We start from the raw sequence: 26,932 nt of genomic DNA on the forward strand, positions 1-26,932 counted from the left end.
TGTTTCTCCTGATGATGGCGCTTAGCGGTTGGCGGCGATGGATGCCAGCTGCTGGGTCAAATAAGTTTGCGTGGACTGCAATTTGCTTAGCGTTACGTCGAGGCGCGTGTATTGGGCGCGGTAGCGCGCTTCGATGTCGGTCAGCTTCGCGCTGAACTTGTCGCGCTGCGCCGCCACCGATTTCAGGGTTTCATTGATGCCGTTCGTGCGTCCGGTGATCATGCCGTCCGTGCCCAGGAAGGACGTGGCCAGGTTATTCAACTGGTAGGCATAGCCCTGCGAGAAGCTGACCGTGCCGCGCGCGCCGGTAGTGCCGCCGGTCACTTCGATCTTTAAGCCTTCGGCCGGCGAACCGGGGGCGCCCGTCAGGGTCTGGCCCGAGCCGACAACGGGTTGCCCGCCTAGCGTGCCGGCCACGTCGGTGCCCTTGACGGGCTTGGCCGTGCCAAACAGGGTATCGATGCCGGTCCCCGTGCCGCTGCTCACGGCAAGGTTGGAGACGGAACCGTAGCGGCTCGAAGAGAGGACCAGTTTGCCGGTGCCATCGATGGCGGCGGAAACCGTCGAGCCATTGTCCGAGAAGGCCTTCACGCCGTTGATCGAGGATTGCACCAGCGACGCCAGCTGTGTCGGGGTATAGGTGCCGGCCGGTATCGTCACCTTGGCTGTGTTCTTCGCGGCGGACGGTTCCGTGTCGTTCAGCGTGACGTTCCAGGTGGTGTCGCTGGCAATCGTGGTGCTGGCGGGCAAGGCGGCATCCGAGGTGAGCGAGCCCTGGCTGGCCATCGTGGTAATGCTCAGGTCATAGGTGCCGGGCTTGGTGGCGGCGGTCGAGCTGGTAAACGCGACATTGCTGTCGCTGGCCTTGCCGATGGCCGAGAACAGGCCGGCGATGTCGCTGAAGTTCGTGCTGATTGCCTTGTCGAGCTTACTTGTATCCAGGGTCAGGCTGCCATCTTTCTGGAAGGAAATGCCCACCTGGCTCAAGGTATTCATGCCGCTGCTCAAGCCGGTAATCGGTGCGCCCAGCTGCCGGCGCAACTGGCTTTGTATCGATTGAACGGTCGAATCTCCCAGCAAGATGCCTCCCGTCTTGGTTTCGGGATTGTAGGCTGTCATCTTGCCGATCGAAGTGTTCAGCTCGTTGTAGGCCTTGACGAAGGCGGTGATGCTGGTCTTGACCGTCGTTGTATCCTTGGCCACCGACAGGCTGGACGTGCCTATCTTGGTAATGCCCAAGGTGACGCCTTCGATGGCCGTATCGACGTTGTTCGAACTGCTGGTGATGGCGATGCCGTTGACGCTGAACATGGTGTTTTGCGCCGCGCTGTTCTGCTTGAGGTTTTGCGTGCCGCCCGCATCGTACGACAGCAAGTCGTTCAGGGCGCTGTCGGCGGGCTGGCCATCGCTGCCGCTGAGCGAAATCTTCATGGCCGAATTGGCGCCTGTCTTGGTCGAACTGAGCACCAGGTGATACGGTTTGTCCGTGCCATCGGAAACGATGCTGGCGGTGACGCCCAGGCCGGCGTTATTGATGGCGTCGCGTATGCCTTGCAAGCTGTTGTTGGTGGAATCGATCACCACCGAACCCGTCGCCTGCGTGCCATCCTGGGTAAAGTTCGTGTTCATGTAGCTGCCGCCCGTGCCCGCGGTCAGCCCTGCTGCGGCAGGATTGCTCCCCCCGACGACGATGGGACTGGCGTTGCCCGAGGCCAGGGTAATCGAACTGGCAATCGTTACGTTCGAGCCGTCATTGACCGAGTTCGATGCATGGCCGATGCCGCCCTTGACCGAACCCGTCACCACTTCCTCGATGTTGAGGTTGGAGCCGTCGGCGCGCGTAAATTTCAGGGTGCCGTCGGCGGCCTTGCCGGTGACGGTGATGTTGGCCGCGGCCAGTGCATTCGAGACGGCATTCGGGCCTTCGAGCGTCGTGTCGAGCGACGCGGCCGTAATGCCGGCGCCTGCGCCGACGCCGTTACCCTGGGTCACGATCTCGATGCCGCCTATCGACAGCGAGTAGGTGCCGTCCGCGCCCGTTTCGATATTGCCGAAACCGTTGAACATGGTGGCGTTGCTGGCCGTCGGCTGGGCCGTGGCTGTCACACCCGTGGTGCTGCTCTTGGCGTTGATGGCGTCCGCCAGCGCGCGTGCGCTCTTGGTGCTGGCGTCCGTCGGAATAGCCGTGCCATTGATGATCAGCGAGCCGTTGCTTACGCCCGTGAGCAGGGTGCTGCCGCTCAGTGTCGTGCCCGTTACGCCAAAGGTGCCGCCGGCGAGTGAGCCCAGCTGGAAGGAAATCGTGGTCTTGGCGCCGCTGCCGATGGTCGACAGTTTGCTGGCCATGCCGCCCGACGTCAGCGTCTGCGCCTGGGCCAGCTGGGAAACATTGATGTTATAGCTGCCGGCGACGGCCTTGGCGCCGGCACTGGCCGATAGCACCAGCGGATCGGACGGCGTGGCGCTGACGGCGCGGAAGTTGCTTGAGTTGGTGAGCGCTGATAACGAGCCCTGGAAAGTGCTGACGGCGCCGCTCAGCGTGCCCAGCGCGCTGAGCTTGGCCTGGTACGAGGCCGTTTTCTTGTCAAAGGTACCCAGCGGCGCGGCTTCGGCCGTCATCAGCTTGTCGATGATGGCATTCACATCCAGGCCGCTGGCGCCGGCGCCGATGCCTATGGATGAAAGGGTAGGTGTGATGGCCACTGAATACTCCTAGGAAAACACTAATATAAGCTGTTATCGGCAGAATCAATCAGGACTTGAGAGGGGGATTTACCGCGCTGTTTTCAGCGGGAGCAAAAAAGCGGGGAAGAGATGGGGAAATATTGTGCGAGTTGCAATAAAAAACGGGGCCGGATAGCCAGGCTACCGAACCCCGTGGTCATGCTGATGCCTGCTGCCGCGATGTCGCATGTCCGTGAGCCATGCCATCATCAGGCGCTTTGGCGGATCAGCGAACCCTTGGCCGAGTCAAAGGTCTTGGCCAATTCCAGCGCTTCCCGGGTGGGAATCTGGCGCAGTACTTCCTTGGTTTCCTGGTCGATGACCTTGACGACCGTGCGCTGGCTGTCTTCATCGACGGAAAATTCCAGGCCTTGCGTCTTCATCTGCGACGACTGGTTCAGCTCCGATACCGCCTTGTCGAGCTGCTCGCGGCTGGGTTCCTTGCTGGCTTGCTGTGGTGCAACCTTGTCGGTTTCCGTGGCGGCGCGTGGCGCTGCCGGGCGCGCCGGTGACGTGTCCGCAGACACATAACTCTTGTCTATCCTGGCCGCGGAGGCGGCCGCTATCGTGTCGATAGTCATGGTGCTCTCCTAGTGAAAATTCCCCTGCCGAAAAAATCCGGCAGGGGAATCAGGGTCCTACGCTGTTGCCTGACTAATCGGAGATTAGCCGCGCAGCAAGCTCAGGACGCCGTTCGGCAGCGAGTTCGCTTGCGCCAGCATGGCCGTACCAGCTTGTTGCAGGATCTGGCCGCGGGTCATGTTGGCCGTTTCCGACGCGAAGTCCGTATCGACGATGCGGCTGCGCGATGCCGACAGATTTTCCGTCGTCGATTGCAGGTTCGAGATCGCCGAGGCGAAGCGCGATTGCAATGCACCGTACTGAGCGCGTTGGCCGTTGACCGTCGACAAGGCTGCATCGGCGATTTTCAAGGCCAGCTGGGCGCCGTCGAAAGTCGTGATGTCGATCGAGGCGACGGACTTCAGTTGCGAACCCTGGTTGGTGGCTGCTGCTGCTGCCGCACCCAGGCCCAGGCCGGAACCGGCATCGGTGACGGAGAAGCTGCTGTCCGAGTCGAATGTAACGGTGCCGTTGGCAACAGCAACACCTGCAGCGCCCTTGTTGTCGACCGCGGTGGTCTTGGTGCCATCGAGCTTGTAGCTTGCGACATCGAACTTGGTGTTCGCAGTAGCGCCGTTGGTGAGCTTGATGTCAGCGCCGTTGGCATTGCTCAGCTTGATACCGCCGTTTTTCGTGTCGTACTGAGCCGTCACGCCGGTTTTTGCCGATTGGGCATTGATGGCGTTGATGCCTGCTGCGAAGTCGGTGGCGCTGCTTGCGCTGCCGCCCACTGCGAAGGACACGGTGACAGGAGTCTGGGCTGGATCGTTGTCCGATGCGATCTGGAACGAATACGATTCGGCGGCCAGGGCCAGGTTGGTTTCCGTTTTTGCCGTAGCGGTGACACCGGTAGCGCTGGTTTTCTGGTTGATGCCAGCAGCGATCGATTTAGCCGTGTCCGACAGGACAGCTGGAGGACCTACGGCAGCGGTAGCCGTAGTGTAGGTGGCAGAACCGAGCTTGCCGTTGATGGTGATGGCTTTTGCATCGGCAACGTTGGTTGACGTTGCTTTGACTGCAACAGCATCATTCTCAATGCGGTTGTTGCCATAGGTATTGGTCAGGAAGTTTGCACCGCTGGCCGAAATCAGCTGATTCGCGTCCGCGCCGACCTGGAAGTTGGCCGTGCCCATGGTGCCGTCCAGCAGCGCCTGGCCGTTGAACGAAGTGGTTTGGGCGATGCGGTTCAGTTCCGAACCCAACTGGCCTACCTCGGTTTGCAGAGCCTGACGGTCGCTCGACGAGTTGGTGGCGTTCGACGATTGAACGGCCAGTTCGCGGATACGTTGCAGGATGTCGCCCGAGCTCGAGAGTGCACCCTCGGCCGTTTGAGCCAGCGAGACGCCGTCGTTTGCATTGCGGGTGGCTTGCGTCATGCCGCGGATTTGCGACGTCATACGGTCGGAAATCGCCAGGCCTGCGGCGTCGTCCTTGGCGCTGTTGATGCGCATGCCGGAAGACAGACGTTGCAGCGAGGTGGTCAGGGCCGATTGCGACGTCGACAGATTGCGCTGTGAGTTCAGGGAGGCAATGTTGGTATTAATTACTGCAGCCATGTTAATTCTCCAAACAGGTACTACATTGTGCTATGTGCCATTCACTTTGGCCTGCCCCGCTGTTCCGGGACAATCAAGCCGCTGTTGTTTAGGGTAACGGTTGCTGTGCGGGAAAATTTATGGCGAAAAGTGCTTTAAATTTTAATTTTTAGCCCTTCAGTTTGCCGCCGGCCGCGCGCTAGACGACATGATTTAAAGAAACTTGAGGGTAAAAATAGTTTTATTTTCATATCGCGCGGACGCCGGCGGAAGGCGGGAAGGCGATGAATGTTATTGTTCTTGCCATGAAAAATGCCGTCCGGCCGGGTGGCGGGACGGCATGGCGTGAAGCGGACCGGGCTTAGTCGGCCACCACCACGCGGTTCTTGCCCGTCTGCTTGGCCTGGTACATGGCGCGGTCGGCGCGCTTGACCAGCTCGGCCTGGTCTTCGTTGGGCAGGCGCAGGGCCACGCCGGCGGAAAAGGTGATCAAGACTTTTTCGTTGTCGTGCAGGAAGAAATGCCGGGTCAGCTCGCGCTGCAAGCGCGTCATCGTCGACGAGGCCGCCTCGACCGTGGTTTCCGGCAGCAGGATGAGGAATTCCTCGCCGCCGAAGCGGGCGATGACGTCCATCGAGCGCAGGGTTTCCTTGACGATCTTCACCAGGTGTTTCAAGGCGGCATCGCCGGCCAGGTGGCCGTAGGTGTCGTTCAGGCGCTTGAAATCGTCCAGGTCCAGCATGGCGATGCACAGCGGGGTGCCGCGGCGGTCGGAGCGGGCCGTCTCGCGTTCGAACACGTCGTCCAGGCCACGGCGGTTCAGGCTGCCCGTCAGCTGGTCTTCCCGCACCAGTTCGCTCATATGCTGGAGCTTGGCTTCCAGGGTGTGGATGCGCTGTTCCGCATCCTGCACTTCCTGGCGCGCCAGCACCATCTTGTCGCGTGCGCGCAAGGCTTCGTTCTGCACCATGCGCGTTTCGCGCAAGACTTCGTCGAGAACGCTGTTCAGTTCGCTGATATTTTCTGCCTGGCTGATCTTTTCCGAATAGCCGCCGATCTTTTCATGGAAGTCGCCCGTGCTGGCCGCCACTTGCCCCAGGCGGTCGATGAAGGTCATCATCATGTTCTTGACCGTCAGCTTGACGTCGGACAGGCTGTGCTTGAGCTGGCCTTGCTTGTAGATGACTTCCTTCAGGCTGCGCGTGGCGTCTTCCAGCGCGCGCTGGTCGAGCGGGCCGGCGATCAGGTTTTGCACGGCATCGACCTGGCCGCGCAGCCAGCTGTCGTCGTCGAGCAACTGGCTGACGTTGTCCAGCAGCAACTTGAACAGGCGCAGCAGCAATTCCTGCTGCTCGGCCGTATCGCCGCTCTTCAGCTCGATCTGGTAGCACAGCTGTTTCAGGCGCAGCGCCGCTTCGTTCAGCGCTTCTTCCGTGTGGGCCAGCTTGATGGCCGCGCCCAGCGATTCGGCCTCTTCCACCAGCGCGGGCGTGCCCGTCAGCAAGGTGGCGACGGCAAAGCCCAGGGTGCGGCTGAGCAACTCGCGCAGGGTGCGCGTCTGTTCGCCGTCCGGCAGGGGCGGCAATTCGATGCCGCCGCCTTTCTTCACCTGTTTTTCCGCCAGTTGCGCCAGGGTACGCGCATAGCTGTCCCAGTCGCGCGCTTTCAGGGCGCGCTGGAAGCGCCGGCCAAAGTCGCCCAGTTCGCCCGCCGATTCGCTCATCTTGGCGGCAAACTGCGTCAGGACGTTTTCCGCGCCACTCTCCGTGGGTGCGCTGGCGGCCAGCACGGCGGCAGGCGCGCCGGGCGTCTCTGCCGGTTCGCTGATGCCGGCGATTTCATTGTAGATATGGCGGTAGGCGCTCGGCGTGGGGGCGATGCGGCGCGTGGCCAGGCGGCGAAACGCTTCGCGGGCGATATCGGCAGGGTTCATCGCTGCAGCGGCGGCGGTATTCGTGGCGCCGGCGGGAGCGCTTGCTGGTGAAGTTGGCAATTTACTGGACATGTAGGCACAGCCTTTTTAGATATTTCTAATTATCCTCATGATATGCGAGTTGGCAAAGAACTTATTGTGCGAGAAGCAAGGAGAAGTCCTGTCAATTCGCCCGATGCCAGCGGGCATGCCGCTTTGCCGTCAATCCACCAGTTGGTTGCGGATGGCGTAATGCGTCAGTTCGGCGCTGTTCTTGAGTTTCATCTTGACGAGCAGGCGGGCGCGGTATTCGCTGACGGTTTTCACGGACAATTTCAGCTCTTCGGCAATGGCGCCCACGGCCTTGCCCGAGGCGATCATGACCAGGGTCTGGTATTCGCGGTCCGACAAGGTGTCGTGCAAGGCCGTTTCGTGGTCGTCGCCCACCGTGTTGGCCAATTCCTGCGCCAGCGAGGCGCTGATGTATTTCAAGCCTTGCGCCACCTGGCGGATGGCCGTGACCAGTTCGCGCGGCGCGCTCTGTTTCGTCAGGTAGCCGGCCGCGCCCGCCTTGAGCGAACGGATGGCGTACTGGTCCTCGCGGTGCATGGAGAGCATCAGCACAGCCAGTTCCGGCTTTTCCTTCTTGATCTGCTTGAGCACCTCGATGCCGCTGCGGTCGGGCAGGGAGATGTCGAGCAGCAACACCTGGCATTTCGAGCCGCGGAACAGCTTGATGGCGTCGTGGCCATTTTCGGCCTCGCCGGCCACGATGATGTCCTTCGTATCGGCGAGGATTTGCTTCAAGCCCTCGCGCACGATCGCGTGATCGTCGGCGATGAATACCCGGATGGTGGCTTTTTCTTTCATGACTGCGTTGTTTCCTATCTAATTCACCCACTGGCCGCTTCTGGTGGCGGCCCGCTGTGCGCGGGCGCACTGGCTGCAGCCGCTATTATCGCCTCTCGCGGCGTGGTCAGCCGGATTTTTATGCTCAGGATGGTGCCGCCGTCCGGCCCGTCCATCAGGCTCAGGGTGCCGCCCAGCGCGCTGGCCCGCTCGGCCATGCCGCGGATGCCGAACGATTGCGGCTTGGCGCGGTCGGACAGGCGCATGCCGACGCCATTGTCGGCGATCGACAGGCTGATATGCTGGCGCTGCCGGGCCAGGCGCACGCTGACCTTGCTCGCCTGCGCATGCTTGGCGATATTCGTCAGCGCCTCCTGGGCGATGCGGAACAGGCTAGTCGCCTGGTCCAGCTCCAGTTCGATGTGCTGGCGGTTCGAAATGAACTGGCATTCGATGCCAGCCTGGCGCGCGAATTCCTTCACTTGCCAGTCCAGCGCGGCGACCAGGCCCAGGTCCAGCATGGAGGGGCGCAAGTCGAGCGAAATGCGGTGCACGGCGTCGATGCTGCGGTCGACCAGGGCATCGACATAGTCGGCCTTTTCCTGCAGTTGCTGGTCGTCCGGCGGCAGGCGGCGCGCCAGCATGGCCAGCGCCATCTTGATCGCCGTCAAATTGCCGCCCAGGTCATCGTGCAATTCGCGCGCCAGGCGCGTGCGTTCGTGTTCCTTGACCTTGTCGATATGCGCCGTCAGCTCGGCCAGGCGGGCGCGCGACTGGCGCACTTCGCTCTGTTCCAGCCGGCTTTCCGTGATATTCGTCATGATGCCTTCCCACTGCACCGTGCCATCGGCCAGCGCGCGCGGCGTGGAGCGCAGGTTGATCCATTTCACATCCTTCCAGGCGTCGATCCAGATGCGGCCTTCCCAGTTCCAGCTCCACAAGGCGTTTTTTGACGCTTGCATCGATTCCAGATACGAGGCGCGGTCGTCGGCGAGGATCAACTGGTAAAACAGTTCCGGGCGCGCGTGCAGCTGTGCCGGCCCCAGGCCCAGCAGGGCCTGGCAGCCATCGCTCAGGTAGGGGAAGGCGGCGCGCCCATCCGCATGCAGGCAGAACTGGTACACGAGACCCGGCGTATTCGAGACGATGGCGTTGAAGCGCGACTGCACCTGCGCCAGGGCGGCGGCTGTCGCCTGGGGCGTGCGCAAGTCTTCGCCCTCGGCCAGCAGCAGGGCGCGTCCATGGCGGCTGGCGCGCGACAGGTGCAGGCTGAGCGAATACAGGCTGCCGTCGCGGCGGCGCTGCTGCACGTGCAGCAGGGCTTGTGCACCGATGCTGTCGTCCAGGGTCGCCAGCACGGCGGCAAGTTGCTGCGCGTCGAGCTGCGGCGCCAGGGTGAAGGGTGTCATCGCCAGCAATTGCTTGCGCGCATACTGCAAGTTGTCGCAGGCAGCATCGTTGGCGTCCAGCAATTGCAAGCTGGCCGCGTCGTACAGGTAGATTTCCGGCGCCGCCGCGCGCATGGCGGGGGCCAGGCGGGGAGTGTCGTGCATGGATTGGCCTTTCTTCATCAGCGGCGGGCGCGCCAGAAGGCGACGAAGCGGCGCAGCACTCTGGCCGGGCGCGAATTATGGCGCCCTTGCGTGCCCTTGCGCAAGCGTTGCCACCAGGCACGGCGGGCGCGGCCCAGCGCGGCCGACAGGCGGCTGACACGGCGCCAGGGGCGCGTGGCGCGCAGGCGGGCGATCCAGCGGTCCTTGGTTTCCATGAACAGACCATGCCAGCGGGCAAACCATGGCAAACTGAGCAGGGTAGGGCGCGTCAGGCTGTACAGGCGCGCCACGGCGGCCGCACCGCCCAGCTTGGCGATGACGATCACGCCGATGCCGGAAAAGGCATGGCCGCGCGCGATGGCCAGCAGGGCCAGCAGCTTGACGGGGAACAGCAGCACGGCCGGCAGCACGAAGATGGCCAGCGCCCAGTACGGCGGCAGGCGCTTGATCCACGCTTCCAGCGCATGCAGGGGCGGAAATTGCGCCACCACCTGCATGATGCGCGCGCCCGTCGCCCACAGCCATTCCTCGATCAGCAGGAAGATGGCAGCCAGGTAGACCAGCGGCGCGAACAGCCAGCGCCTGACTCTGTAGAATTTTTTCATCCGTCTCCGTGTGCGGCGCAGGTTTGCCGCGATTGCCACGATGATACGTCAAAAAAGCCCGTTTGCCCCCGCATCCCGTGTGCCCGTGGCTCCCTGGCGGGGCTACAATAGACAGATGAATAAAGCCTTTGTAAAAGAATCCGACAACGACGACGATGAAGAAGCGGCCGCGCTGGCGCTGGCCATTCCCGCCGGCGCCAAGAACTACATCACGCCGGCCGGTTACCAGCGCATCAAGGATGAGCTGCTGCAGCTGATCGACGTCGACCGTCCTGAAGTGGTGCGCATCGTCCATTGGGCGGCGTCGAATGGCGACCGTTCGGAAAATGGCGACTATATCTACGGCAAGCGGCGCCTGCGCGAAATCGACCGCCGCATTCGCTTCCTGACGAAACGCATGGACCTAGCCGCCATCGTCGACCCCAGCGTGCACCATGGCAACGACCAGGTGTTTTTCGGCGCCACGGTCACCTACCGCACGAGCGACGGCGAAACGCACACCATCACCATCGTCGGCATCGATGAATTCGACCCCCTGAACGGCAAGATCAGCTGGGTCTCGCCCATGGCCCGCACCATCACCAAGGCGCGCGAAGGCGACGTGATCACCCTCAACACGCCGCTGGGCGAGCAGGAACTGGAATTGCTGGAAGTGACGTATCCGGCGCCGGGGGAGGGGTAGTTTGCGTTGACGCAGGGCGGATGAGGCGCGCGCAGGCACAATGGATATCTAGCTGGTATCAGGAGTTGCCATGTCCCGCCGCCTTCGGCTCGTCTTGCCCGGTGTTCCGCTGCATGTGGTGCAGCGTGGAGTGAATCGCCAGGCATGCTTTCTTGATGGGCAGGATAAGCAGCGTTATCTTGAGTATCTGCGCAGTTGTTTGGCCCTTGCGCCATGTCAGCTGCATGCTTATGTGATCATGAGTAATCATGAGTAATCATGTGCATCTCTTGCTTTCCACGCAAAGCACAGCCTCCCTGTCGTTGCTGATGAAAATGCTGAATCAGCGTTATGGGCAGTATTTCAACTGGCGTCATGGTCGCACTGGCAGCTTGTGGGAAGGTCGCTACAAATCTTGCCTGGTGCAGGGTGAGCGTTATTTATTGATTTGCCAGCGTTATATCGAGCTCAATCCCGTCAGGGCCGGTATCGTGGCATTGCCTGGGCAATATTGCTGGTCCAGCTATCGGAGTAATGCGCAGGGCATGCATGATGATCTGCTGTCCCCGCATTCCTTGTATTTGATGCTTGGAAGTGATGCATTTGAGCGGCAGAAAACATACCAATCGTTATTTCAGGATGAGTTAGGCGAGCGTTGCATCGGACAATTGCGAGAAGCAGTCAATGCTGAATTTGCGGTAGGGGATCAGGTATTTTTACGGCGAGTTGCGGAAATGAGTCGGCAGCCCGCAGCGGAGACCCGGGGTCAGACCCGGCGGGTCTGACCCCAGCTTTTTGCTGCGAGAATCAGTTGCGCTCGCGCAATATCCTATTGACCCCGGCGACCCGGCGCACATTGCGCAGCAGGGCGGCCAGGTGGACGCGGTCCTTGACTTGCACGGTGAAGCGCAGCTGGTCGAGGACGTTGTCCTTGTCTTCGTCCATGCCCACGTAGATGATGTTGGCGTCGGACTCGCCGATTTCGGCGGCGACTCGCGCCAAAATGCCCCGTTCGCTGTTGATCAGCACCTTGATGCGGCAGTCGAAGCGGCGGTTCAGTTCCGTTCCCCAGCGCACGGCGATCCAGCGATCCGGTTCCTTGGCGCGCTGGCGCTTCGCTTGCGAGCAGTCGCTCGTGTGCACGAGCAAGCCCTGGTCGCGGCGTAGCTGGCCGATGATCTGGTCGCCGGGAATCGGCAGGCAGCACGGCGCCAGTTGCACGGAGACGCCTTCGCTGCCGCAGATGGTGACGGGGTCGAGTTCGCTGCCGCTATTGTGTTCCACGGGCATGCTGGCCGCTTCTCCGCCGATCAGGCCAAAAATGTGGCGCGCCACCAGGGTGGCCATGCGCTTGCCGATGCCGATGTCCGCGTACAGCTCGTCCATGGAATTGGCGCTCGATTCGTTGAGCAGGCGTTCGACCAGCGGCGCCTGCAGGTCGGCGTCGATGTTCAGGGCGTGCAGCGCCTGCGACAGCAGTTGCTGGCCCAGGGCGATCGACTCGGGCAGGTTGATCGTGCGCAAATGGTGGCGGATGGCCGAACGGGCCTTGCCGGTGCGCACGAACGACAGCCAGGTCGGGCTGGGGCGCGACGAGGAATCGGTGATGATTTCCACGATGTCGCCGTTGTGCAGCTCGGTGCGCAGGGGCGAGGTTTCGTTGTTGATCTTGACGGCCACGGTCTGGTCGCCGATGCCCGTATGGATCGAGTAGGCGAAGTCGATGGCCGTGGCGCCGCGCGGCAGGGCGATGATCTTCGACTTCGGCGTAAACACGTAGACAGAGTCGGGGAACAGGTCGACCTTGACGTGTTCGAGGAATTCGGCCGAGTCGCCCGTCTGCTGCTGGATGTCGAGCAAGGATTGCAGCCAGGCATGCGTGCGCTGCTGCAGGTCGGACGGGTTCGATTCACCGCTCTTGTACAGCCAGTGCGCCGCCACGCCCGATTCGGCCGTGCGGTGCATTTCCTGCGTGCGGATCTGGAATTCGACGGGCGTGCCGTAGGGGCCGATGACGGTCGTGTGCAGCGACTGGTAGCCGTTCAGCTTGCGGATCGCGATGTAATCCTTGAACTTGCCCGGCATGGGCTTGTACAGGCTGTGCAGGGTGCCCAGGGTCACGTAGCAGTCGGCAAAACTGCCCACCACCACGCGGAAGCCGTACACGTCCAGCACTTGCGAGAACGACAAGTGCTTGCTGCGCATCTTTTTATAGATGTCGTACAAGGTCTTTTCGCGGCCCGTGACGTCCGCATCGAGCTCGGCCATGGACAAGGTGCTTTTTACGGCTTCCATGATCTTGTTGACCACTTCGCGCCGGTTGCCGCGCGCCGCCTTGACGGCTTTCGCCAGGGTGCGGTAGCGCATCGGATACAGGTGCGAGAACGACAGGTCCTGCAGCTCGTGGTAGATGTTGTTCAGGCCGAGGCGGTGCGCGATCGGCACGTACACTTCCATGGTCTCGCTGGCGATGCGGCGCTTTTTTGCCGCCGTCATGAAGTCCAGGGTGCGCATATTGTGCAGGCGGTCGGCCAGCTTGATCAGGATCACGCGCACGTCGGACGCCATGGCCAGCAGCATCTTGCGGAAGTTTTCCGCCTGCGCTTCGATCTGGCTCTGGAATTCGATCTTTTCCAGCTTCGACAGGCCGTCAACCAGGTGCGCCACGGGCGCGCCGAAGCGCTCGATCAATTCTTCCTTCTTGACGTCCTGGTCTTCCATGACGTCGTGCAGCAGGGCGGCCATGATGGCTTGCGCGTCGAGCTTCCAGTCGGCGCAGATTTCCGCGACGGCGATCGGATGCGAGATATACGGCTCGCCCGAGCGGCGCATCTGGCCCAGGTGCATTTCGTCGGAGAAGCGGTAGGCTTCCTTGACTTTCTTCAGGTCGGCGGGAGACAGGTATTCGGCCAGCTTGTCGGCCAGGTGGCTGACGGAGGCCACGCCCAGGGCGGGCGCTGGCGGTACTGCGGGGATGTTGCTGCCGGACATGCCGACGCCGGGCGTGGTTGCGCCCTGCGATTTTGCCGCCTGGCGCGAGGCCAGGGGCGGCAATGCTGCGGAAGTCGTGTCGGCTGGGGTCAGACTCATAAAACGTCGCGTTGCTTCACAGTGTGAATAAAGGATACGGTAGAACCAGGGGTCAGCACTGTTCCGGCACGCGGGTTCCCACTTACATCGGGACCTTTTTCAGCATTTCGATGCCGACTTTACCGGCAGCGATTTCACGCAGTGCAACAACGGTAGGCTTGTCCTTGGCTTCCACCTTAGGGGTGTGGCCTTGCAGCAACTGACGTGCGCGATAAGTCGCAGCCAGGGTCAGCTGGAAACGGTTAGGGATCTGCTTCAGGCAATCTTCGATTGTGATACGGGCCATAGTAACTCCTAAAATTTTTGCGTGGTGCTGTGTGAACTGGCGTGCAGGCGAATTACTCTGCGTGCAGGCCCAGCTGGGCGAATAGCGATGCGTTGCGGGCCGCTTGTTGCGCAAACCGGCAACGGGCCGCTCTCACGATCGCGCTCAGTTCGGACAAAGCGACCGTAAACTCTTCATTGATAATAACATACTCGAACTCGGGAGCGTGTGCGATTTCGCCGCCGGCCGCCAGCAGGCGGCGCGTGATCACGTGCGGCTCGTCCTGGCCGCGCTTGTTCAAGCGTTCTTCCAGCGCATCGATCGATGGCGGCAGGATGAAAATGCCGGCCGCGCGGGGGAATTGCTTGCGTACCTGGCGCGCGCCCTGCCAGTCGATTTCCAGCAGGATATCGGTGCCGGCCAGCATTTGCTGTTCCACCATGATGCGCGACGTGCCGTAGTAATTGCCATGCACTTCCGCCCATTCCAGGAATTCGCCCTGTTCGGCGCGCGCGACGAAGTCTTCCGCCGTCGTGAAATAGTACTCGCGGCCATGCTGCTCGCCCGGACGGGGGGCGCGCGTGGTGGTCGAGATCGACAATTTGATGCCGGGCTCTTGCGCCAGCAATGCATTGACCAGTGTCGATTTGCCGGCGCCCGAGGGCGCGGCGACCACGAACAGGCTGCCGGAGAAGGCGGTAGGGTGGCTCATGCGGATCTTTCCATTTGCGTGTGATGGCGGCGTTTGCGCTTGCGTGGGTGCCGCCCAATTCGGTATTTTACCAAGAGGCAAGGCGGCGAGCCAGCCCCGCGATGCGCCTCGCCGCCCCGCTTGTGCATATTTTGCTTGTTATCCTGAGGAAATAGTTATCTAATTTGGATGGTTTTTTCTCAATAACTATTCTACTGACAGGATGCGCGCATGAAGAATTTCCCGTTTCTCAGTTCCGCCCAGGCCATGTTGTTGTTGCGCGTGGCCATCGCCGTGATGTTCATGGCGCACGCCATCACGCGCATCGCCAATGGCACCATTCCCCGCTTTGCCGGTTTCCTGGAAGACAAGGGATTTATTTACGGCCTGGCCGTGGTGTGGGCGATTACCGTCGTCGAGATCGTTTGCGGCAGTTTACTCATCGTCGGCAAATACACGCGCTGGGCGGCGGCCGGGCTGATGGTGATCTGCATCGGCGGCATCGCCATCGTGCATGCGGCCAAGGGCTGGTTCGTTGGCGAGCATGGCGCCGGCGGCGTGGAATACAGCATCGTGCTGTTTGTCGCCTGCGTCGTCATCGCCGCCAGCGACCAGGGGCGCGCCGGAGCGCGCCTGGCCTGACGGGGTTTATTCCAGGTTCTGCACCTGTTCGCGCATCTGCTCGATCAGCAGCTTCAAGTCCATCGAGGCGTCGGCCAGCTCCTTGACGGACGCCTTGGCGCCCAGCGTGTTGGCTTCGCGGTTCAGTTCCTGCATCATGAAGTCGAGGCGCTTGCCCACTTGCCCGCCCTTGGTGAGGATGTGGCGCGTTTCGCCCAGGTGGGCCGACAGGCGCGCCAGTTCTTCCGACACATCGATGCGGATGCCGTACAGGATGACTTCCTGGCGGATGCGTTCCATGGCGTCCTGGCGCGACAGGGCCGAATTCGAGCCCTGGCTGGCCAGGCCCAGCGCGTCCTGCATGCGCTCGATGGCTTTTTGCTGGAAGGCCGCCACCACTTGCGGAATCAGGGGCGTGATGCGTTTGACGATGGCTTCCATCGCTTCGATGCGCGACACCAGCACCGCTTCGAGCGCGGCGCCTTCGCGCTTGCGGCTGTCGACGAAGGCGGCCACGGTGCGTTTGGTCAGCGCGCCCACATCCGCCTGCAGGGATTCCTGTCCCACTTGCGCTTCTTCGATGACGCCAGGCCAGCGCAGCAGTTCGGCCACCGTCATGACGGGGGCGGAGACAAAATGCTGGCCCACTTCGTTTTGCAGGCGCGCCAGTTCTGCCAGCAGGGGCAGGTTCAGCGCCTGCGTGCCGTTTGTGGCGGCCTTGCGGCCAAAGCTCAGGCGTACCTCGACTTTGCCGCGCGTGATGGCGGACATGACGGCGGCGCGCAAGTCAGGCTCCAGGGCCCGCAGATCGTCGTTGATCCGGAATTGCAGGTCGAGAAAGCGCGAGTTGACGCTCTTGATTTCAATTGTCAGTGTGCCTGCAGCACCTTCGCTGGTGGCAACCGCGTAGCCTGTCATGCTTGAAATGCTCAAAGGATTCCCCGATTTGGTCTTGTATACAGTCACTTATACACTTAATCAGCCAGCGCAGGCAATACCGCCCGCGCCGCAAAAACAGAACCGCATGGTCTGATGGCCTGAAAATTGCTGAATAGTGTGCGTTTTACGGCATTGTAAAGAAAATTGTGTTTGGCGGGGCAGGATTGTAGGGATCATGTGTGCGCCGCCTGCCATTGCGTCTTGCGCTGTTGCATGACTGCAAATAGACGGGCGCGCGGTGGTAAAATCGCTGCCGCAACCCCAATCACACAGGACATCCCATGACATTTGAATCCCGCCCGAGCGGCCGCGCCGTCGACGCGCTGCGCGCCATCCGCATCACCCGCCAGTACACCAAGCATGCCGAAGGCTCGGTGCTGATCGAGTGCGGCGACACCAAGGTCATCTGCACCGCCAGCATCGAAGACAAGGTGCCGGGTTTCCTGAAAGGCAAGGGCCAGGGCTGGTTGACGGCCGAATACGGCATGCTGCCCCGCTCGACGCACACGCGCATGGACCGCGAAGCGGCGCGCGGCAAGCAGTCCGGCCGCACGCAGGAAATCCAGCGCCTGATCGGCCGCTCGCTGCGCGCCGCCTTTGATTTGCAGGCGTTCGGCGAACGCACGCTGCACCTCGATTGCGACGTGATCCAGGCCGATGGCGGCACGCGCACGGCGTCGATCACGGGCGCCATGGTGGCCGCGTATGACGCGTTTTCCCAGCTGCAGGCGCGCGGCGCGATCGCCGCCATTCCCGTGAAAAGCTTTGTCGCCGCCATCTCGGTGGGCGTCTACCAGGGCATGCCGGTGCTGGACCTGGACTACGTGGAAGACTCGGGCTGCGACACGGACATGAACGTGGTGATGACGGAAGCGGGCCACTTCATCGAAGTGCAGGGCACGGCCGAAGGCGCCGCCTTTGACCGCGCCGGCATGAACCGTCTGCTGGACCTGGCGCAGGGCGGCATCGCCGACCTGATCGCCCTGCAGAAGCAGGCATTGGGGATCTGATCTTTACACAGATTTACATCCGCTGGCCCGCCGCGCCGGGCAAAAAACCCACAGCTGCCGCTTCTTGCGGCAGCTTCGGGGCGAGGTGAGGGGGGCGCAAAAGGTTTACAATGTCGGCACTTCAACCGGACTACTGACATGACCCAACGCCTCATCCTCGCCTCCAACAACGCCGGCAAGCTCAAGGAATTCAACGAGCTGCTCTCGACCATCGGTTTTTCCGTCCACGCCCAGGGCGAGTATGCCGTGCCGGAAAGCGACGAACCATTCCACACCTTCGTTGAAAACGCCCTGCAAAAGGCGCGCCACGCGTCGCGCCTGACGGGCTTGCCGGCGCTGGCCGACGATTCCGGCGTGTGCGTCAATGCGCTCGGTGGCGCGCCCGGCGTGTATTCGGCCCGCTATGCCGGCGAGCCGAAATCGGATGCCGCCAACAGCGCCAAGCTGATCGCCGACCTCGAGGCGCATGCCGACAAGTCCGCGTACTACTATTGCGTGCTGGTGTACGTGCGCCATGCGGACGACCCGCAGCCGGTGATCGCCGACGGACGCTGGAATGGCGAAATGATTGCCGCGCCGCGCGGCAACGGCGGCTTCGGTTACGATCCGCACTTCTTCATTCCCGCGCTGGGCAAGTGCGCGGCCGAACTGACGTCCGATGAAAAGAACGCGCTGTCGCACCGTGGCCAGGCCCTGCGCGCGCTGGTGGAAAAGCTGCGATGATCCCGATCAAACTGGTGGGCGCCGTTGCCAAGTCGGCAGCCAAGCCCCATACCGCTCCCGCGCCGCAGGAAGGCATTTCCGGCGCGGCCGGGGCGGCCCTGAAATACCTGCAGCCGGGCGCGCTGAACCTGACGGCTTTGCCGCCGCTGTCGCTGTACATCCATTTCCCGTGGTGCGTGAAGAAATGCCCGTATTGCGACTTCAATTCGCACGAGGTGCGCGGCGACTTGCCGGAAGCCGAATACCTGGCGGCCCTGCGCCTGGACCTGGAAATGGCGCTGCCGCTGATCTGGGGCCGCAAGATCCACACCATCTTCATCGGCGGCGGCACGCCCAGCCTGATGTCGGCGGCGGGCCTGGACCGGCTGATGTCGGACGTGCGCACCTTGCTGCCCCTGGAACCCGATTGCGAAATCACCATGGAAGCCAATCCGGGTACCTTCGAAGCGGAAAAATTCAAGTCCTACCGGGCCAGCGGCATCAACCGCCTGTCGATCGGCATCCAGAGTTTCAATGGCCGCCACCTGCAGGCGCTGGGTCGCATCCATGACGACAATGAAGCGCGCCGCGCGGTGGAGATCGCGCACGCGAACTTCGACAATTTCAATCTCGACCTGATGTATGCGCTGCCCACGCAAACCCTGGCCGAGGCGCAGCAGGACCTGGACACGGCGCTGTCGTTCGCGCCGCCGCACCTGTCGCTGTACCACCTGACTTTGGAGCCGAACACGCTGTTCGCCAAGTATCCGCCCGTGCTGCCGGACGACGACGAGAGCGCCGATATCGCCGACATGGTGGCCGCGCGCGCGGCGCAGGCGGGCTATGGCCGCTACGAAGTGTCGGCCTACGCGCAGCCGGGCCGCCAGGCTAAGCACAACCGCAATTACTGGGAATTCGGCGACTACCTGGGCATCGGCGCAGGCGCCCACTCGAAGATTTCGTTTCCGCACCGGGTGCTGCGCCAGGCCCGCTACAAGCAGCCGCGCGCCTACATGGACGCGGTACTGGCCGGTAACCCGGTGCAGGAAGAGCGCGAACTGGCGCGCGACGAAATGGGTTTTGAATTCATGCTCAATACCCTGCGCCTGACGCAGGGCTTTTCGCCGAACCTGTTCGCCGAGCGCACGGGCCTGGCCCTCAACGCCATCGAGCAGCCGCTGAACGCGGCCGAAGCCAAAGGCTTGCTGTACCGCGACCACCAGGTCATCCGCCCGACGGCGCTGGGACTGTCCTTCCTGAACGACCTGCAGCAAATGTTCCTGGAAGACTGACTGCCTTAATGACGCCTGCTAATGCGTGCTGGCGGCGCGCAGGCGCTGCAGCTTGGCCGCGTACAGTCCATGTTCGCCGCGCGTGGTGCTGGTGTCCATCGCCAGTTCCAGCTGGCGTCCGGCCTGCGCCAGCTGGCCCATGCGCGCATACGCCTGCGCCAGCCAGAAGTGGAATTCATGGTAATACGGATCACGCGCGATCTCGCGCTTGAACAGGCGCGCCGCTTCCTGGTAGTCGGCGGTTTCCATGGCGCGCTGGCCCAGGTTGAAAAAGTGGAAGGGCGGCTCTGGCTGCAGGGCCAGCAATTTGCGCCGCAGCAGCTGCGCTTCGCCCGTGCGTCCCAGGCCGTCGAGTGCCTGCGCCAGGTTGGACAGCAGCACGGCGTTCGATGGCGAGCGTTCCAGTGCGTAAGCGAGCGTGCGCCGCGCCGGTTCGATGTCGCCGTGGCGCAACTGGATGATGCCCAGTGTATTCAAGGCGCCCGCAAACGTGGGGTCTTGCAGGATGGCGGCGCGGGCATACCAGTAAGCTTGATCGAGCTCGCCGCTGGCCATGGTTTCGGCGGCGCGATTGTTGAGGTACATGGCCAGGATGGTTGCTTCGCGCACCTCCTGCGTGCGCTGGCCGGTGAGGTCTTCGCCCGGCAGGAAGTCGATGAGCAGGATGGCATCGGCGTCGTAGCCGACGGTATTGCTGGCGGCACGGCGTTCCAGCGCGAGATTGACGTGGCCGGCGACGAAATACATGCCGCCGCTGCGGCTCCAGCTCTCATCTCCCAGGACCACCTGGTAGTGCACATCGAGTCCCATTTCCTTGGCCAGCGCGGCCGTCATCAGCACCAGCGACAGGCAATTGCCGCTGCGCGCATCGAACGCCTGTGCCGCCGTGCGCGTCATGGCGGCATCGTATTCCAGTTGCAGCCCGGCCCGGTTGTGGAGGGCATCGGCGAGCGCCCGACGGGGATTCTTGTTGCGCGCCTCGCGCGCGATATCGACACGCACGTATTGCCGCATGGCCTCGCTCATGGCAAACGCCTGCTGCGGGTCGACCGGTATGGTGGGCGCGGCAAAGCTGGCATCGTTGAACAGGTCGGGCGGAGGCAGGGTGGCGGGCGCCGTGGCGCAGCCGGCAAGGGCTGCACACAGCAGCAAGGGGGGCAGGAAGCCCCGGCGCAGCTGTGCGCTGATGCCGCTGATACATTTCATGTTCGTACTCCCGCAGAACGATGTCGGGCGCAACACGTATTGCTGCCGGTGGAGCGCCATGCCACCTGAAACAAGTATCCTCGCGCGCCAGGGCGCTGTCAAACCCTTTCAACTGGCGCCGCCGTCAGCCTTAAAACTCTTCCCAATCCTGCTCGCCCGCTACCTGCGCCTGAGGCTTGCGCGCAGGAGGCGCACTCCTGGCTTCGCTGCCTGGCTGCCTGGCGGGAGTGTTCCTGGCCGCCGGCCTGGCCAGCTTGGCGGCAGCCGGTCGCGCGGCGCGTACCGGCGCCGCCGCGGCCATGTGTTCGAGCTGGAAGCCGGCCGCCACTTGCGCCAGGCGCGCCGCCTGGTCCTGCATGCTTTCGGCGGCGGCCGCCGCTTCCTCCACCAGGGCCGCATTTTGCTGCGTCACCTGGTCCATCTGCGCGATGGCCTGGTTGACCTGGTCGATGCCCATGCTCTGCTCGGCGCTGGCGGCAGTGATCTCGGCCATGATGTCGGTGACCCTGCGCACGCTGTCGACCACTTCGCCCATGGTGTTGCCGGCCTGCTGCACCAGCCGCGTGCCGTTGTTGACCTGCTCCACGGAGTCGCCGATCAGGGTCTTGATTTCGCGCGCCGCCGCCGCCGAGCGCTGCGCCAGGCTGCGCACTTCCGTGGCGACGACGGCAAAGCCGCGTCCCTGCTCACCAGCCCGGGCCGCTTCCACGGCCGCGTTCAAGGCCAGGATATTCGTCTGGAAGGCGATGCCGTCGATGACGCCGATGATGTCGACGATTTTCGTCGATGCCGTATCGATGGCGCCCATGGTGTCGACCACCTGGCTGACGATGCTGCCGCCCCGTTCAGCCACGCCGGAGGCGGCCACCGCCATCTGGTTGGCCTGGCGCGCATTGTCTGCATTCTGCTTCACGGTGCTGGTCAGTTCTTCCATCGACGACGCCGTCTCTTCCAGCGAACTGGCCTGCTGTTCCGTGCGCGCCGATAAATCCTGGTTGCCGGCGGCGATTTCGCCCGACGCCGTGGCAATCGCATTGGTGCCCGTCTGCACTTCCGACACCACCTTGCGCAGTGCCTCGTTCATGCCGTGCAGCGCGCGCATCAGGTCGCCGATTTCATCGCTGGCGGGCGTGCCGAAATGCGTGCGCAAGTCGCCGTCGGCCACCGTTTCGGCCACCTTCACGGCGGCTTTCAACGGTTGCGTGATCGAGCGCGTGATCAGCCAGGCGCAGACGCTGCCCAGGGCCACCACCAGCGCGCACAAGGTCAGCAGCAGGGTGAAGCTGCGCTCGTTGGCCGCTTCGATGGCTTGCGCAGTGGCGTCGATGGCCTGGCGCTGCTGCGCCAGCAGGGCCTTGACGTTGTTCTGGTACTTGGTGGCGGCCGGCGCGAAGCTGTCGCGGTAGGTGCTTTCCGCCTGCGCCGCATTGCCCGTCTTGCGCGCATTCATGACCAGGGTCTTGGCATCCTGATATTTGACGCGCTCGGCGATGGACGACTTGAAGATGGCTTTTTCTTCATCGCTGTCGAGCAGCGCCTCGATTTTCTTCAGCAGTTCGCTGCCCTGTTTTGTGCTGTCGGCGATGGTGTCGGCAAACACGTTCGACAGCGTTTCATCGGTGCTCCTGGCGATCATCGAGGTGCGCGCGATGGCCGAGTAAATCAGCACGTACCAGTCCGATACGAGGCGTTCCTTGGCCAGCGGCTTTTCCATCATTTGCCGCGTCGCTTCGGCATTCACGTGGGCGCTGTACAGCGCGTACGAGGTGGAGATCACGGACAGCAGCAGCACCAGCGCGAAGCCTGCAGCCAGGCGCGTGCCGATACGAAGGTGGGAGAGGGCGTGCATGGTCGGAACTCCTGTCGCAGAGGGATTGAAGGTTGCCTGTGCGACATAGTATGCACTGATAAGTGACCAATAGGCGAGGGAAAAGCGCGCTTGTTTTGGCGCCTGTTGCAGTCTCGCCCGTGCTACAGATCGAGCGCCTGGCGCAGGTCCGGCTGCTCGGCCCAGCGGGCGAAGGCGGCCGCCATGCGCTCGCTTTCCGCGATGGCGCGGCGCCAGTCGCGCATGCGCGCCGCGTGGTCTTGCCCGTAATGGGCGAAGTCGCGCCGGTCCGGCAGCTTGCCGTTGGGCAGGCTGGCCACGAAGGCGGGCGAGGGCGAGACGAGGATCATGTTGTCGAGTGCGCTATCGCCGCTGCGCGCGCGGCGCCAGGGCATGGCCTTGTCCAGCCAGCCCGGCACGATATGGTCGGCAAAGTGCGGGTACAGTACCAAGTCCGGTTCGCGCTGGTAGGGCAGGTGCAGATGGTAGTCGACCAGGCCGCCATCCCAGTAGCGCCCGGGCGGCGCGCCGGCGATGTCCGTGACCGCATCGAGCACCAGCGGGATGGAACCGGAGGCCAGCAGCGCGTCGCGCAGGTTGTCTTGCGCCAGCGGCACGAAATGGGATTGAAAGGCGTCGAAGCGCGAGCGCAGCCAGCTGGCGCCGTCCGGCCCTGCATGGAACACCGCGCGCTCGAGCGAGGTGGCCAGGCGCGCGCGCGCCACGGCATTGCCGGCGGCCGCCAGCAGGAAGCCGCGCCGGTCGCGCCATTTTCCCGGCTGCGCCAGGGCGCCGATGCCGCGCACGGCCAGCACGGACAGGCTATGCCGCGCGTGCTGCAGCAACTGCGCATCCTGGCCATCGAGGACGGCGTCGAGCAGGGCGCGGCACGTGCGGCTGACGTGCGCTGCGTCGGGTTTGTCGGGGTAGCGCTGGCCCACGTATTCGCGCACCAGGCGGCGCTGCGCTGCCACCGGGTCGGGAAATACGGCGGCGGCCATGCGCCAGGCGCCGATCGAGGCGCCGACGAAGTGGCGCGGGCGCGGCGCTTGCGCCAGGAAGTCGCCGAACAGCCAGCAATCGAGCTGGTGCAGGATCAAGCCTTTCGGCCCGCCCGCGGCGGCAGGGACGATGGCGACGTCAAGCGCGCGCAAGCCGTTGTCGGCAATGCGGGCACGGGCGCGGCGGCCCAGGCGGATGGTGATGGCGGACGAAGCAGGCAGGGTGGAGGACATGCGCGTGGCGGCTGGTGGCGATTGCCTATTGTAGCGATTGTAGCGTCATGCCGCGCCTATGCGCGGCCGCAGGCGTGCGACAGTTGAGAGGAAAAAGCAATATTATCTGAAATGCAAAGATGCCATGCAAGCGTGCCGTCCTTGCCTTTTTTGAATCATAAGGAATACATGAAACAACCAACCTGCGCCTCCCGCCTTGTTCTGCCAGTCTTGCTGGCTGCCACCCTCAGTGCCTGTGGCGGCGGCTCTTCCTCCACCGATACCCAGGTCGCCGTGAATCAGGCCACGCCCGTCAATCCACTCCCTCCGGTGACACCGCTTACCCCGCCACCTGTCGGCAGCGACACGGGCAGCGTCAGCACACCGTTTGCGAAGGGGCTGAGTCCGCGCTATCTGTTGCTGGCCGTTGCCAGCCAGGCCTACGGCACCCTGGGCAGCGTGACGCAAGACAGTTCCGGCGCCCTGAGCGGGATATCGGGCATCAGCTTCAGCGGCACGCCCGCCATCACGCGCGACGTCGTCGGCGACGCGGCATTTGCGCAGGGACGCTGGTTCACCGGCACCATCACGCGCAGCAGCGGCACTACCGTCATGAGCGGCAACAATGCCAGTGCCCATTACAGCGTCTATAACACGGTGGCGGCCTTGCCCTTCACCGGCGCCTTCCAGTGCGATGCGGGCAAGTTCACGGCGCCCAGCTACACGGGCGGCGCCAGCGTGCAGCAGGACGGCTATTTCGGCACGGCCAGCGGCAGCGCCACTTTGGCTTTCGGCGCCGCGGGCGCCGCGCTGGCCATGACGGTCGATGTCGCGGCCGGCGGCAGCACTGGCAAGGCCAGCGGCACCGGCACGATCAACACGCCGGGCATGACGGTCATCAGCGGCGGCTTCCTGGGCGGCAGCTCGGGCATGCTGCTGGCGCTGGGGGACGGCGGCACGGGAACCTACCTTGTTACGGGCGGTTACAAGGTGGTCATGGCCAACGGCGCCAATTACCAGGGCGTAGCGACCTTCCGCTGCTCCTGATGGCGCGGACATGAAAAAAGCGGCGCCGTGCACTGCACGGACGCCGCTTTTTTACGCCAGTCGTGTGCTTAGCGCAGTGCCGCGATCATCTGTTTCAGCTTGCCGGAGTCGACGCAGAAGGCGCGGATGCCTTCGGCCAGTTTTTCCGTCGCCATCGCGTCTTCATTCATCATGAAGCGGAAGGCTTCTTCGTTCAGCGACATTTGCACGATGTTGGTCGATGGCGCCGCTTCGGCGCTCAGCTTGCGCTCCACCGGCGCATCGCTGTCGGCCAGCTTTTGCAGCAGGTCGGGGCTGATGGTGAGCAGGTCGCAGCCGGCCAGTTCGAGGATTTGCGAGGTGTTGCGGAAGCTCGCGCCCATCACCTCGGTCTTGTAGCCGAACTTGCGGTAGTAATTGTAGATGCGGCGGACCGATTGTACGCCCGGGTCTTCCGCGCCCACGTAGTCGATGCCCGTCGATTTCTTGTACCAGTCGTAGATGCGGCCGACGAACGGCGAAATGAGCTGCGCGCCCGCTTCGGCGCAGGCGATGGCCTGGGCCAGCGAGAACAGCAGGGTCATGTTGCAGCGGATGCCTTCCTTTTCCAGGATGGCGGCGGCGCGGATGCCTTCCCAGGTGGAGGCGATCTTGATCAGCACGCGTTCGCGGGCAATCCCCGCGTTCGAATACAGGGCGATCAGGTCGCGGCCCTTGGCCACCGTGCCTTCCGTGTCGAACGACAGGCGCGCATCGACTTCGGTGGAGACGCGGCCGGGGATGGTTTGCAGGATTTCCACGCCAAAGGCGATCAGCAGGCGGTCGATGATTTCAGCGGTGGAGGCATTCGGATGGTCGCGCACGGCCTTTTCCAGCAGCGGCTTGTATTCATCCTTTTGCACGGCCTTCAGGATCAGCGACGGATTCGTCGTCGCATCGCGCGGCGTGTAAGCCTGGATCGATTGGAAGTCGCCGGTGTCGGCCACCACGGTAGTAAATTGCTTCAGTTGTTCGAGTTGGTTCATGGCTGCACGGGAAAGAGTGAATGGGCTTGCCGGAGTATTGTACCGAATCCTTTGCCCGAAGCAGCGACTATTGTCTTCCCCGGCACTCCTTGTTCAATTGAATCTTGCTTTTTTAAGAACTCGCGCATAATTGCCTGGACTTGTTTATTTTGCACATTGTTTTGACAAGTAATGTGCGATGCCACTTTCCAGATGAAGAGCATCCTTTGACACAAGATATCGTTAGCGCGGTAGCCGCCTTCAATGGCGCGACGCGCCTGTATGCATTGGCCATCGGCGACGATGGCCAGGACAGCGGTTTGCTGGTCGAAGCCTTTGCCGCCGATGACCGGCTGCAGGAGCTTGGCGCGCGCGAGATTATCGCCTTGTCCACGAATGCCGATGTTGCGCTGGCCTCCCTGCTGGGCCAGCCGGCCAGCCTGCAAATCAGCCTGGCCGACGGCACGCGCACGCAGTTTTCCGGCTATATCAGCGCAGCGGCCATGCTGGGCAGCAATGGCGGCCTGGCGCGCTACCGGCTGCGCATCACGCCCTGGCTGTGGCTGCTGACGCAAGTGCGTAACAGCCGCGTATGGCAAGATCGGAGCGTGACGGCCATCGTCGACGAGGTATTGCAAGCCTATGCGCCGCATGCCCTGTGGCAATGGAGCGACGAGGTGGCGCAGTGCATGCAGCAGGCGGGAGAGCGCAGCTATTGCTGCCAGTACCGGGAATCGGACTTCTATTTCGTGCGCCGACTGCTGACGGAGGAGGGCATCGCCTGGCGCTTCGACGAGCACACACTGATTTTGTTCGCCGACAGCAGCCAGCCCTGCGCCACGCCCGAGGATGCCAGCAGCGCGCAGGGCGGCGGCTTGCGCTTTCATGGCGCCAGGGCCGGCGAAGCGAGCGACAGCGTGCAGGCGCTGTGCGCGCGGCGCAGCCTGCACGTCGGGCTGAGCAGCGTGCTGAGCTACGACTACAAGGCCAAGAAGGCGGTCGCCGCCAGCGTGCCGACGAATATGGCCATCGGCGGCCAGCATGCGCCGGTGCTGGAAAGCTACGATACGCCGGGCCAGTACTGGTATGCGAATGGCGCGCAGGCACAGCACTATGCCGCGTTGCAGATGCAGGCCCGCGAAGCGCGCGCCCAGCTGTGGCAGGCGCGCTCGACGGTACGCACCTTGCGCGCCGGCACGCGGTTTACCCTGACGCAGGGACCGTTGCCGCAGGCCGATGGCGCCGCGTCCGACTATGTCGTGCTCCGGGTGGCGAGCATCGGCATCAACAACCTGCCGGCGCCCGCCTCCCAGGCGCTGGCTGAACTGTTCGGCCCGGTGCCCGAACTGCTGGACGAAGCCATGCCCGGGCTGGGCGACGGCTTTGCCGACTTTGCCGCCGCGATTGCGCAGGCGCAAGCCAGCGGTTACGCCAATTGCATCGAGATGATCGCCGCAGCGACGCCATGGCGTCCTGTGCATGGCGACAACGACGCGCGCCACCATCCGAAGCCGACGGCCCGCGGCAGCCAGAGCGCCATCGTCGTCGGTGCCGACGGCGGCGCCAGCGGCGCCAGCGGCGGTA

General features: G+C 63.2%; 24 protein-coding genes. 9 read left to right on the forward strand and 15 right to left on the reverse strand.

Going from position 1 to position 26,932, the window contains the following annotated elements:
• Window positions 1-21 precede the first annotated feature (21 nt).
• The 7 genes from fliD to NCG91_RS18600 all read right to left on the reverse strand — a co-directional run bounded on the left by fliD (window position 22) and on the right by NCG91_RS18600 (window position 9,799).
• Window positions 22-2,703, reverse strand: coding sequence for a flagellar filament capping protein FliD (gene fliD / locus NCG91_RS18570; protein ID WP_354004626.1), 2,682 nt, complete (start codon window positions 2,701-2,703; stop codon window positions 22-24).
• Between the two features lie 230 nt (window positions 2,704-2,933).
• The gene (locus tag NCG91_RS18575) at window positions 2,934-3,305 is read right to left on the reverse strand and encodes a flagellar protein FlaG (protein WP_251350725.1); all 372 of its coding nucleotides are present in this window, start codon (window positions 3,303-3,305) and stop codon (window positions 2,934-2,936) included.
• Between the two features lie 84 nt (window positions 3,306-3,389).
• Complete coding sequence (locus NCG91_RS18580) at window positions 3,390-4,901, reverse strand: flagellin N-terminal helical domain-containing protein (RefSeq protein ID WP_251350726.1); 1,512 nt, start codon at window positions 4,899-4,901, stop codon at window positions 3,390-3,392.
• Window positions 4,902-5,241: 340 nt separating this feature from the next.
• A complete protein-coding gene (locus NCG91_RS18585; protein ID WP_251350749.1) occupies window positions 5,242-6,813 on the reverse strand; it encodes a GGDEF domain-containing protein in 1,572 nt (523 codons plus the stop codon).
• 201 nt (window positions 6,814-7,014) lie between these two features.
• Window positions 7,015-7,662 (reverse strand): response regulator, encoded by a 648-nt coding sequence (locus NCG91_RS18590; RefSeq protein WP_077407788.1) that lies wholly within the window; start codon window positions 7,660-7,662, stop codon window positions 7,015-7,017.
• Between the two features lie 23 nt (window positions 7,663-7,685).
• A complete protein-coding gene (locus tag NCG91_RS18595) occupies window positions 7,686-9,194 on the reverse strand; it encodes a sensor histidine kinase (RefSeq protein ID WP_251350727.1) in 1,509 nt (502 codons plus the stop codon).
• A 17-nt stretch (window positions 9,195-9,211) separates the two neighbouring features.
• Window positions 9,212-9,799 (reverse strand): hypothetical protein, encoded by a 588-nt coding sequence (locus tag NCG91_RS18600; protein ID WP_251350728.1) that lies wholly within the window; start codon window positions 9,797-9,799, stop codon window positions 9,212-9,214.
• A gap of 115 nt (window positions 9,800-9,914) precedes the next feature.
• Here NCG91_RS18600 and greB point away from each other — a divergent pair, with 115 nt between their 5' ends.
• The 3 genes from greB (at window position 9,915) to NCG91_RS18615 (ending at window position 11,245) form a co-directional block, all read left to right on the forward strand.
• A complete protein-coding gene (gene greB / locus NCG91_RS18605; RefSeq protein WP_092710976.1) occupies window positions 9,915-10,481 on the forward strand; it encodes a transcription elongation factor GreB in 567 nt (188 codons plus the stop codon).
• Between the two features lie 70 nt (window positions 10,482-10,551).
• On the forward strand, window positions 10,552-10,737 hold the full coding sequence (locus NCG91_RS18610) for a hypothetical protein (RefSeq protein WP_251350729.1): 186 nt from the start codon (window positions 10,552-10,554) through the stop codon (window positions 10,735-10,737).
• Window positions 10,730-11,245: a transposase gene (locus tag NCG91_RS18615; RefSeq protein WP_251350730.1), complete on the forward strand. Its 516-nt coding sequence runs from the start codon at window positions 10,730-10,732 to the stop codon at window positions 11,243-11,245. The genes NCG91_RS18610 and NCG91_RS18615 overlap by 8 nt, the downstream gene beginning before the upstream one ends.
• A 22-nt stretch (window positions 11,246-11,267) precedes the next feature.
• On the opposite strand, the gene NCG91_RS18620 is transcribed toward NCG91_RS18615, so the two are convergent.
• The 3 genes from NCG91_RS18620 to gmk form a co-directional block, all read right to left on the reverse strand.
• Window positions 11,268-13,550: a RelA/SpoT family protein gene (locus tag NCG91_RS18620; protein WP_251350731.1), complete on the reverse strand. Its 2,283-nt coding sequence runs from the start codon at window positions 13,548-13,550 to the stop codon at window positions 11,268-11,270.
• A gap of 82 nt (window positions 13,551-13,632) precedes the next feature.
• The gene (gene rpoZ, locus NCG91_RS18625; RefSeq protein WP_010400723.1) at window positions 13,633-13,836 is read right to left on the reverse strand and encodes a DNA-directed RNA polymerase subunit omega; all 204 of its coding nucleotides are present in this window, start codon (window positions 13,834-13,836) and stop codon (window positions 13,633-13,635) included.
• Between the two features lie 52 nt (window positions 13,837-13,888).
• Window positions 13,889-14,527, reverse strand: a complete 639-nt coding sequence (gmk, locus tag NCG91_RS18630) for a guanylate kinase (protein ID WP_099666877.1) — start codon at window positions 14,525-14,527, stop codon at window positions 13,889-13,891.
• Window positions 14,528-14,737: 210 nt separating this feature from the next.
• On the opposite strand from gmk, the gene NCG91_RS18635 reads away from it, so the two are divergent.
• On the forward strand, window positions 14,738-15,148 hold the full coding sequence (locus tag NCG91_RS18635; protein ID WP_251350732.1) for a DoxX family protein: 411 nt from the start codon (window positions 14,738-14,740) through the stop codon (window positions 15,146-15,148).
• A 6-nt stretch (window positions 15,149-15,154) separates the two neighbouring features.
• Here the strand turns inward: NCG91_RS18635 and NCG91_RS18640 are convergent, their stop codons facing one another.
• A complete protein-coding gene (locus tag NCG91_RS18640) occupies window positions 15,155-16,045 on the reverse strand; it encodes a YicC/YloC family endoribonuclease (protein ID WP_099666879.1) in 891 nt (296 codons plus the stop codon).
• Window positions 16,046-16,347: 302 nt separating this feature from the next.
• Here NCG91_RS18640 and rph point away from each other — a divergent pair, with 302 nt between their 5' ends.
• The 3 genes from rph to hemW all read left to right on the forward strand — a co-directional run bounded on the left by rph (window position 16,348) and on the right by hemW (window position 19,070).
• The gene (gene rph, locus NCG91_RS18645) at window positions 16,348-17,076 is read left to right on the forward strand and encodes a ribonuclease PH (protein ID WP_034787067.1); all 729 of its coding nucleotides are present in this window, start codon (window positions 16,348-16,350) and stop codon (window positions 17,074-17,076) included.
• Between the two features lie 138 nt (window positions 17,077-17,214).
• On the forward strand, window positions 17,215-17,799 hold the full coding sequence (gene rdgB, locus NCG91_RS18650) for an RdgB/HAM1 family non-canonical purine NTP pyrophosphatase (protein WP_099666881.1): 585 nt from the start codon (window positions 17,215-17,217) through the stop codon (window positions 17,797-17,799).
• Window positions 17,796-19,070, forward strand: a complete 1,275-nt coding sequence (hemW, locus tag NCG91_RS18655; RefSeq protein WP_251350733.1) for a radical SAM family heme chaperone HemW — start codon at window positions 17,796-17,798, stop codon at window positions 19,068-19,070. The genes rdgB and hemW overlap by 4 nt, the downstream gene beginning before the upstream one ends.
• 18 nt (window positions 19,071-19,088) lie before the next feature.
• Here the strand turns inward: hemW and NCG91_RS18660 are convergent, their stop codons facing one another.
• The 3 genes from NCG91_RS18660 to NCG91_RS18670 all read right to left on the reverse strand — a co-directional run bounded on the left by NCG91_RS18660 (window position 19,089) and on the right by NCG91_RS18670 (window position 23,339).
• Window positions 19,089-20,276, reverse strand: coding sequence for a tetratricopeptide repeat protein (locus NCG91_RS18660; RefSeq protein ID WP_099666883.1), 1,188 nt, complete (start codon window positions 20,274-20,276; stop codon window positions 19,089-19,091).
• 130 nt (window positions 20,277-20,406) lie between these two features.
• On the reverse strand, window positions 20,407-22,125 hold the full coding sequence (locus NCG91_RS18665; RefSeq protein WP_251350734.1) for a methyl-accepting chemotaxis protein: 1,719 nt from the start codon (window positions 22,123-22,125) through the stop codon (window positions 20,407-20,409).
• A 122-nt stretch (window positions 22,126-22,247) separates the two neighbouring features.
• Window positions 22,248-23,339, reverse strand: coding sequence for a patatin-like phospholipase family protein (locus tag NCG91_RS18670; RefSeq protein WP_251350735.1), 1,092 nt, complete (start codon window positions 23,337-23,339; stop codon window positions 22,248-22,250).
• A 168-nt stretch (window positions 23,340-23,507) separates the two neighbouring features.
• Between NCG91_RS18670 and NCG91_RS18675 the strand changes: the two genes are divergently transcribed.
• A complete protein-coding gene (locus NCG91_RS18675; RefSeq protein ID WP_251350736.1) occupies window positions 23,508-24,365 on the forward strand; it encodes a hypothetical protein in 858 nt (285 codons plus the stop codon).
• Window positions 24,366-24,433: 68 nt separating this feature from the next.
• Here the strand turns inward: NCG91_RS18675 and tal are convergent, their stop codons facing one another.
• Window positions 24,434-25,369 (reverse strand): transaldolase, encoded by a 936-nt coding sequence (gene tal, locus NCG91_RS18680; protein ID WP_099666887.1) that lies wholly within the window; start codon window positions 25,367-25,369, stop codon window positions 24,434-24,436.
• 206 nt (window positions 25,370-25,575) lie between these two features.
• Here tal and NCG91_RS18685 point away from each other — a divergent pair.
• The coding region (locus NCG91_RS18685; protein WP_251350737.1) for a type VI secretion system Vgr family protein at window positions 25,576-26,932 on the forward strand (1,357 nt) is incomplete at its 3' end.

Source organism: Janthinobacterium kumbetense (genome assembly GCF_023703445.1).
Lineage (GTDB): Bacteria > Pseudomonadota > Gammaproteobacteria > Burkholderiales > Burkholderiaceae_D > Janthinobacterium > Janthinobacterium kumbetense.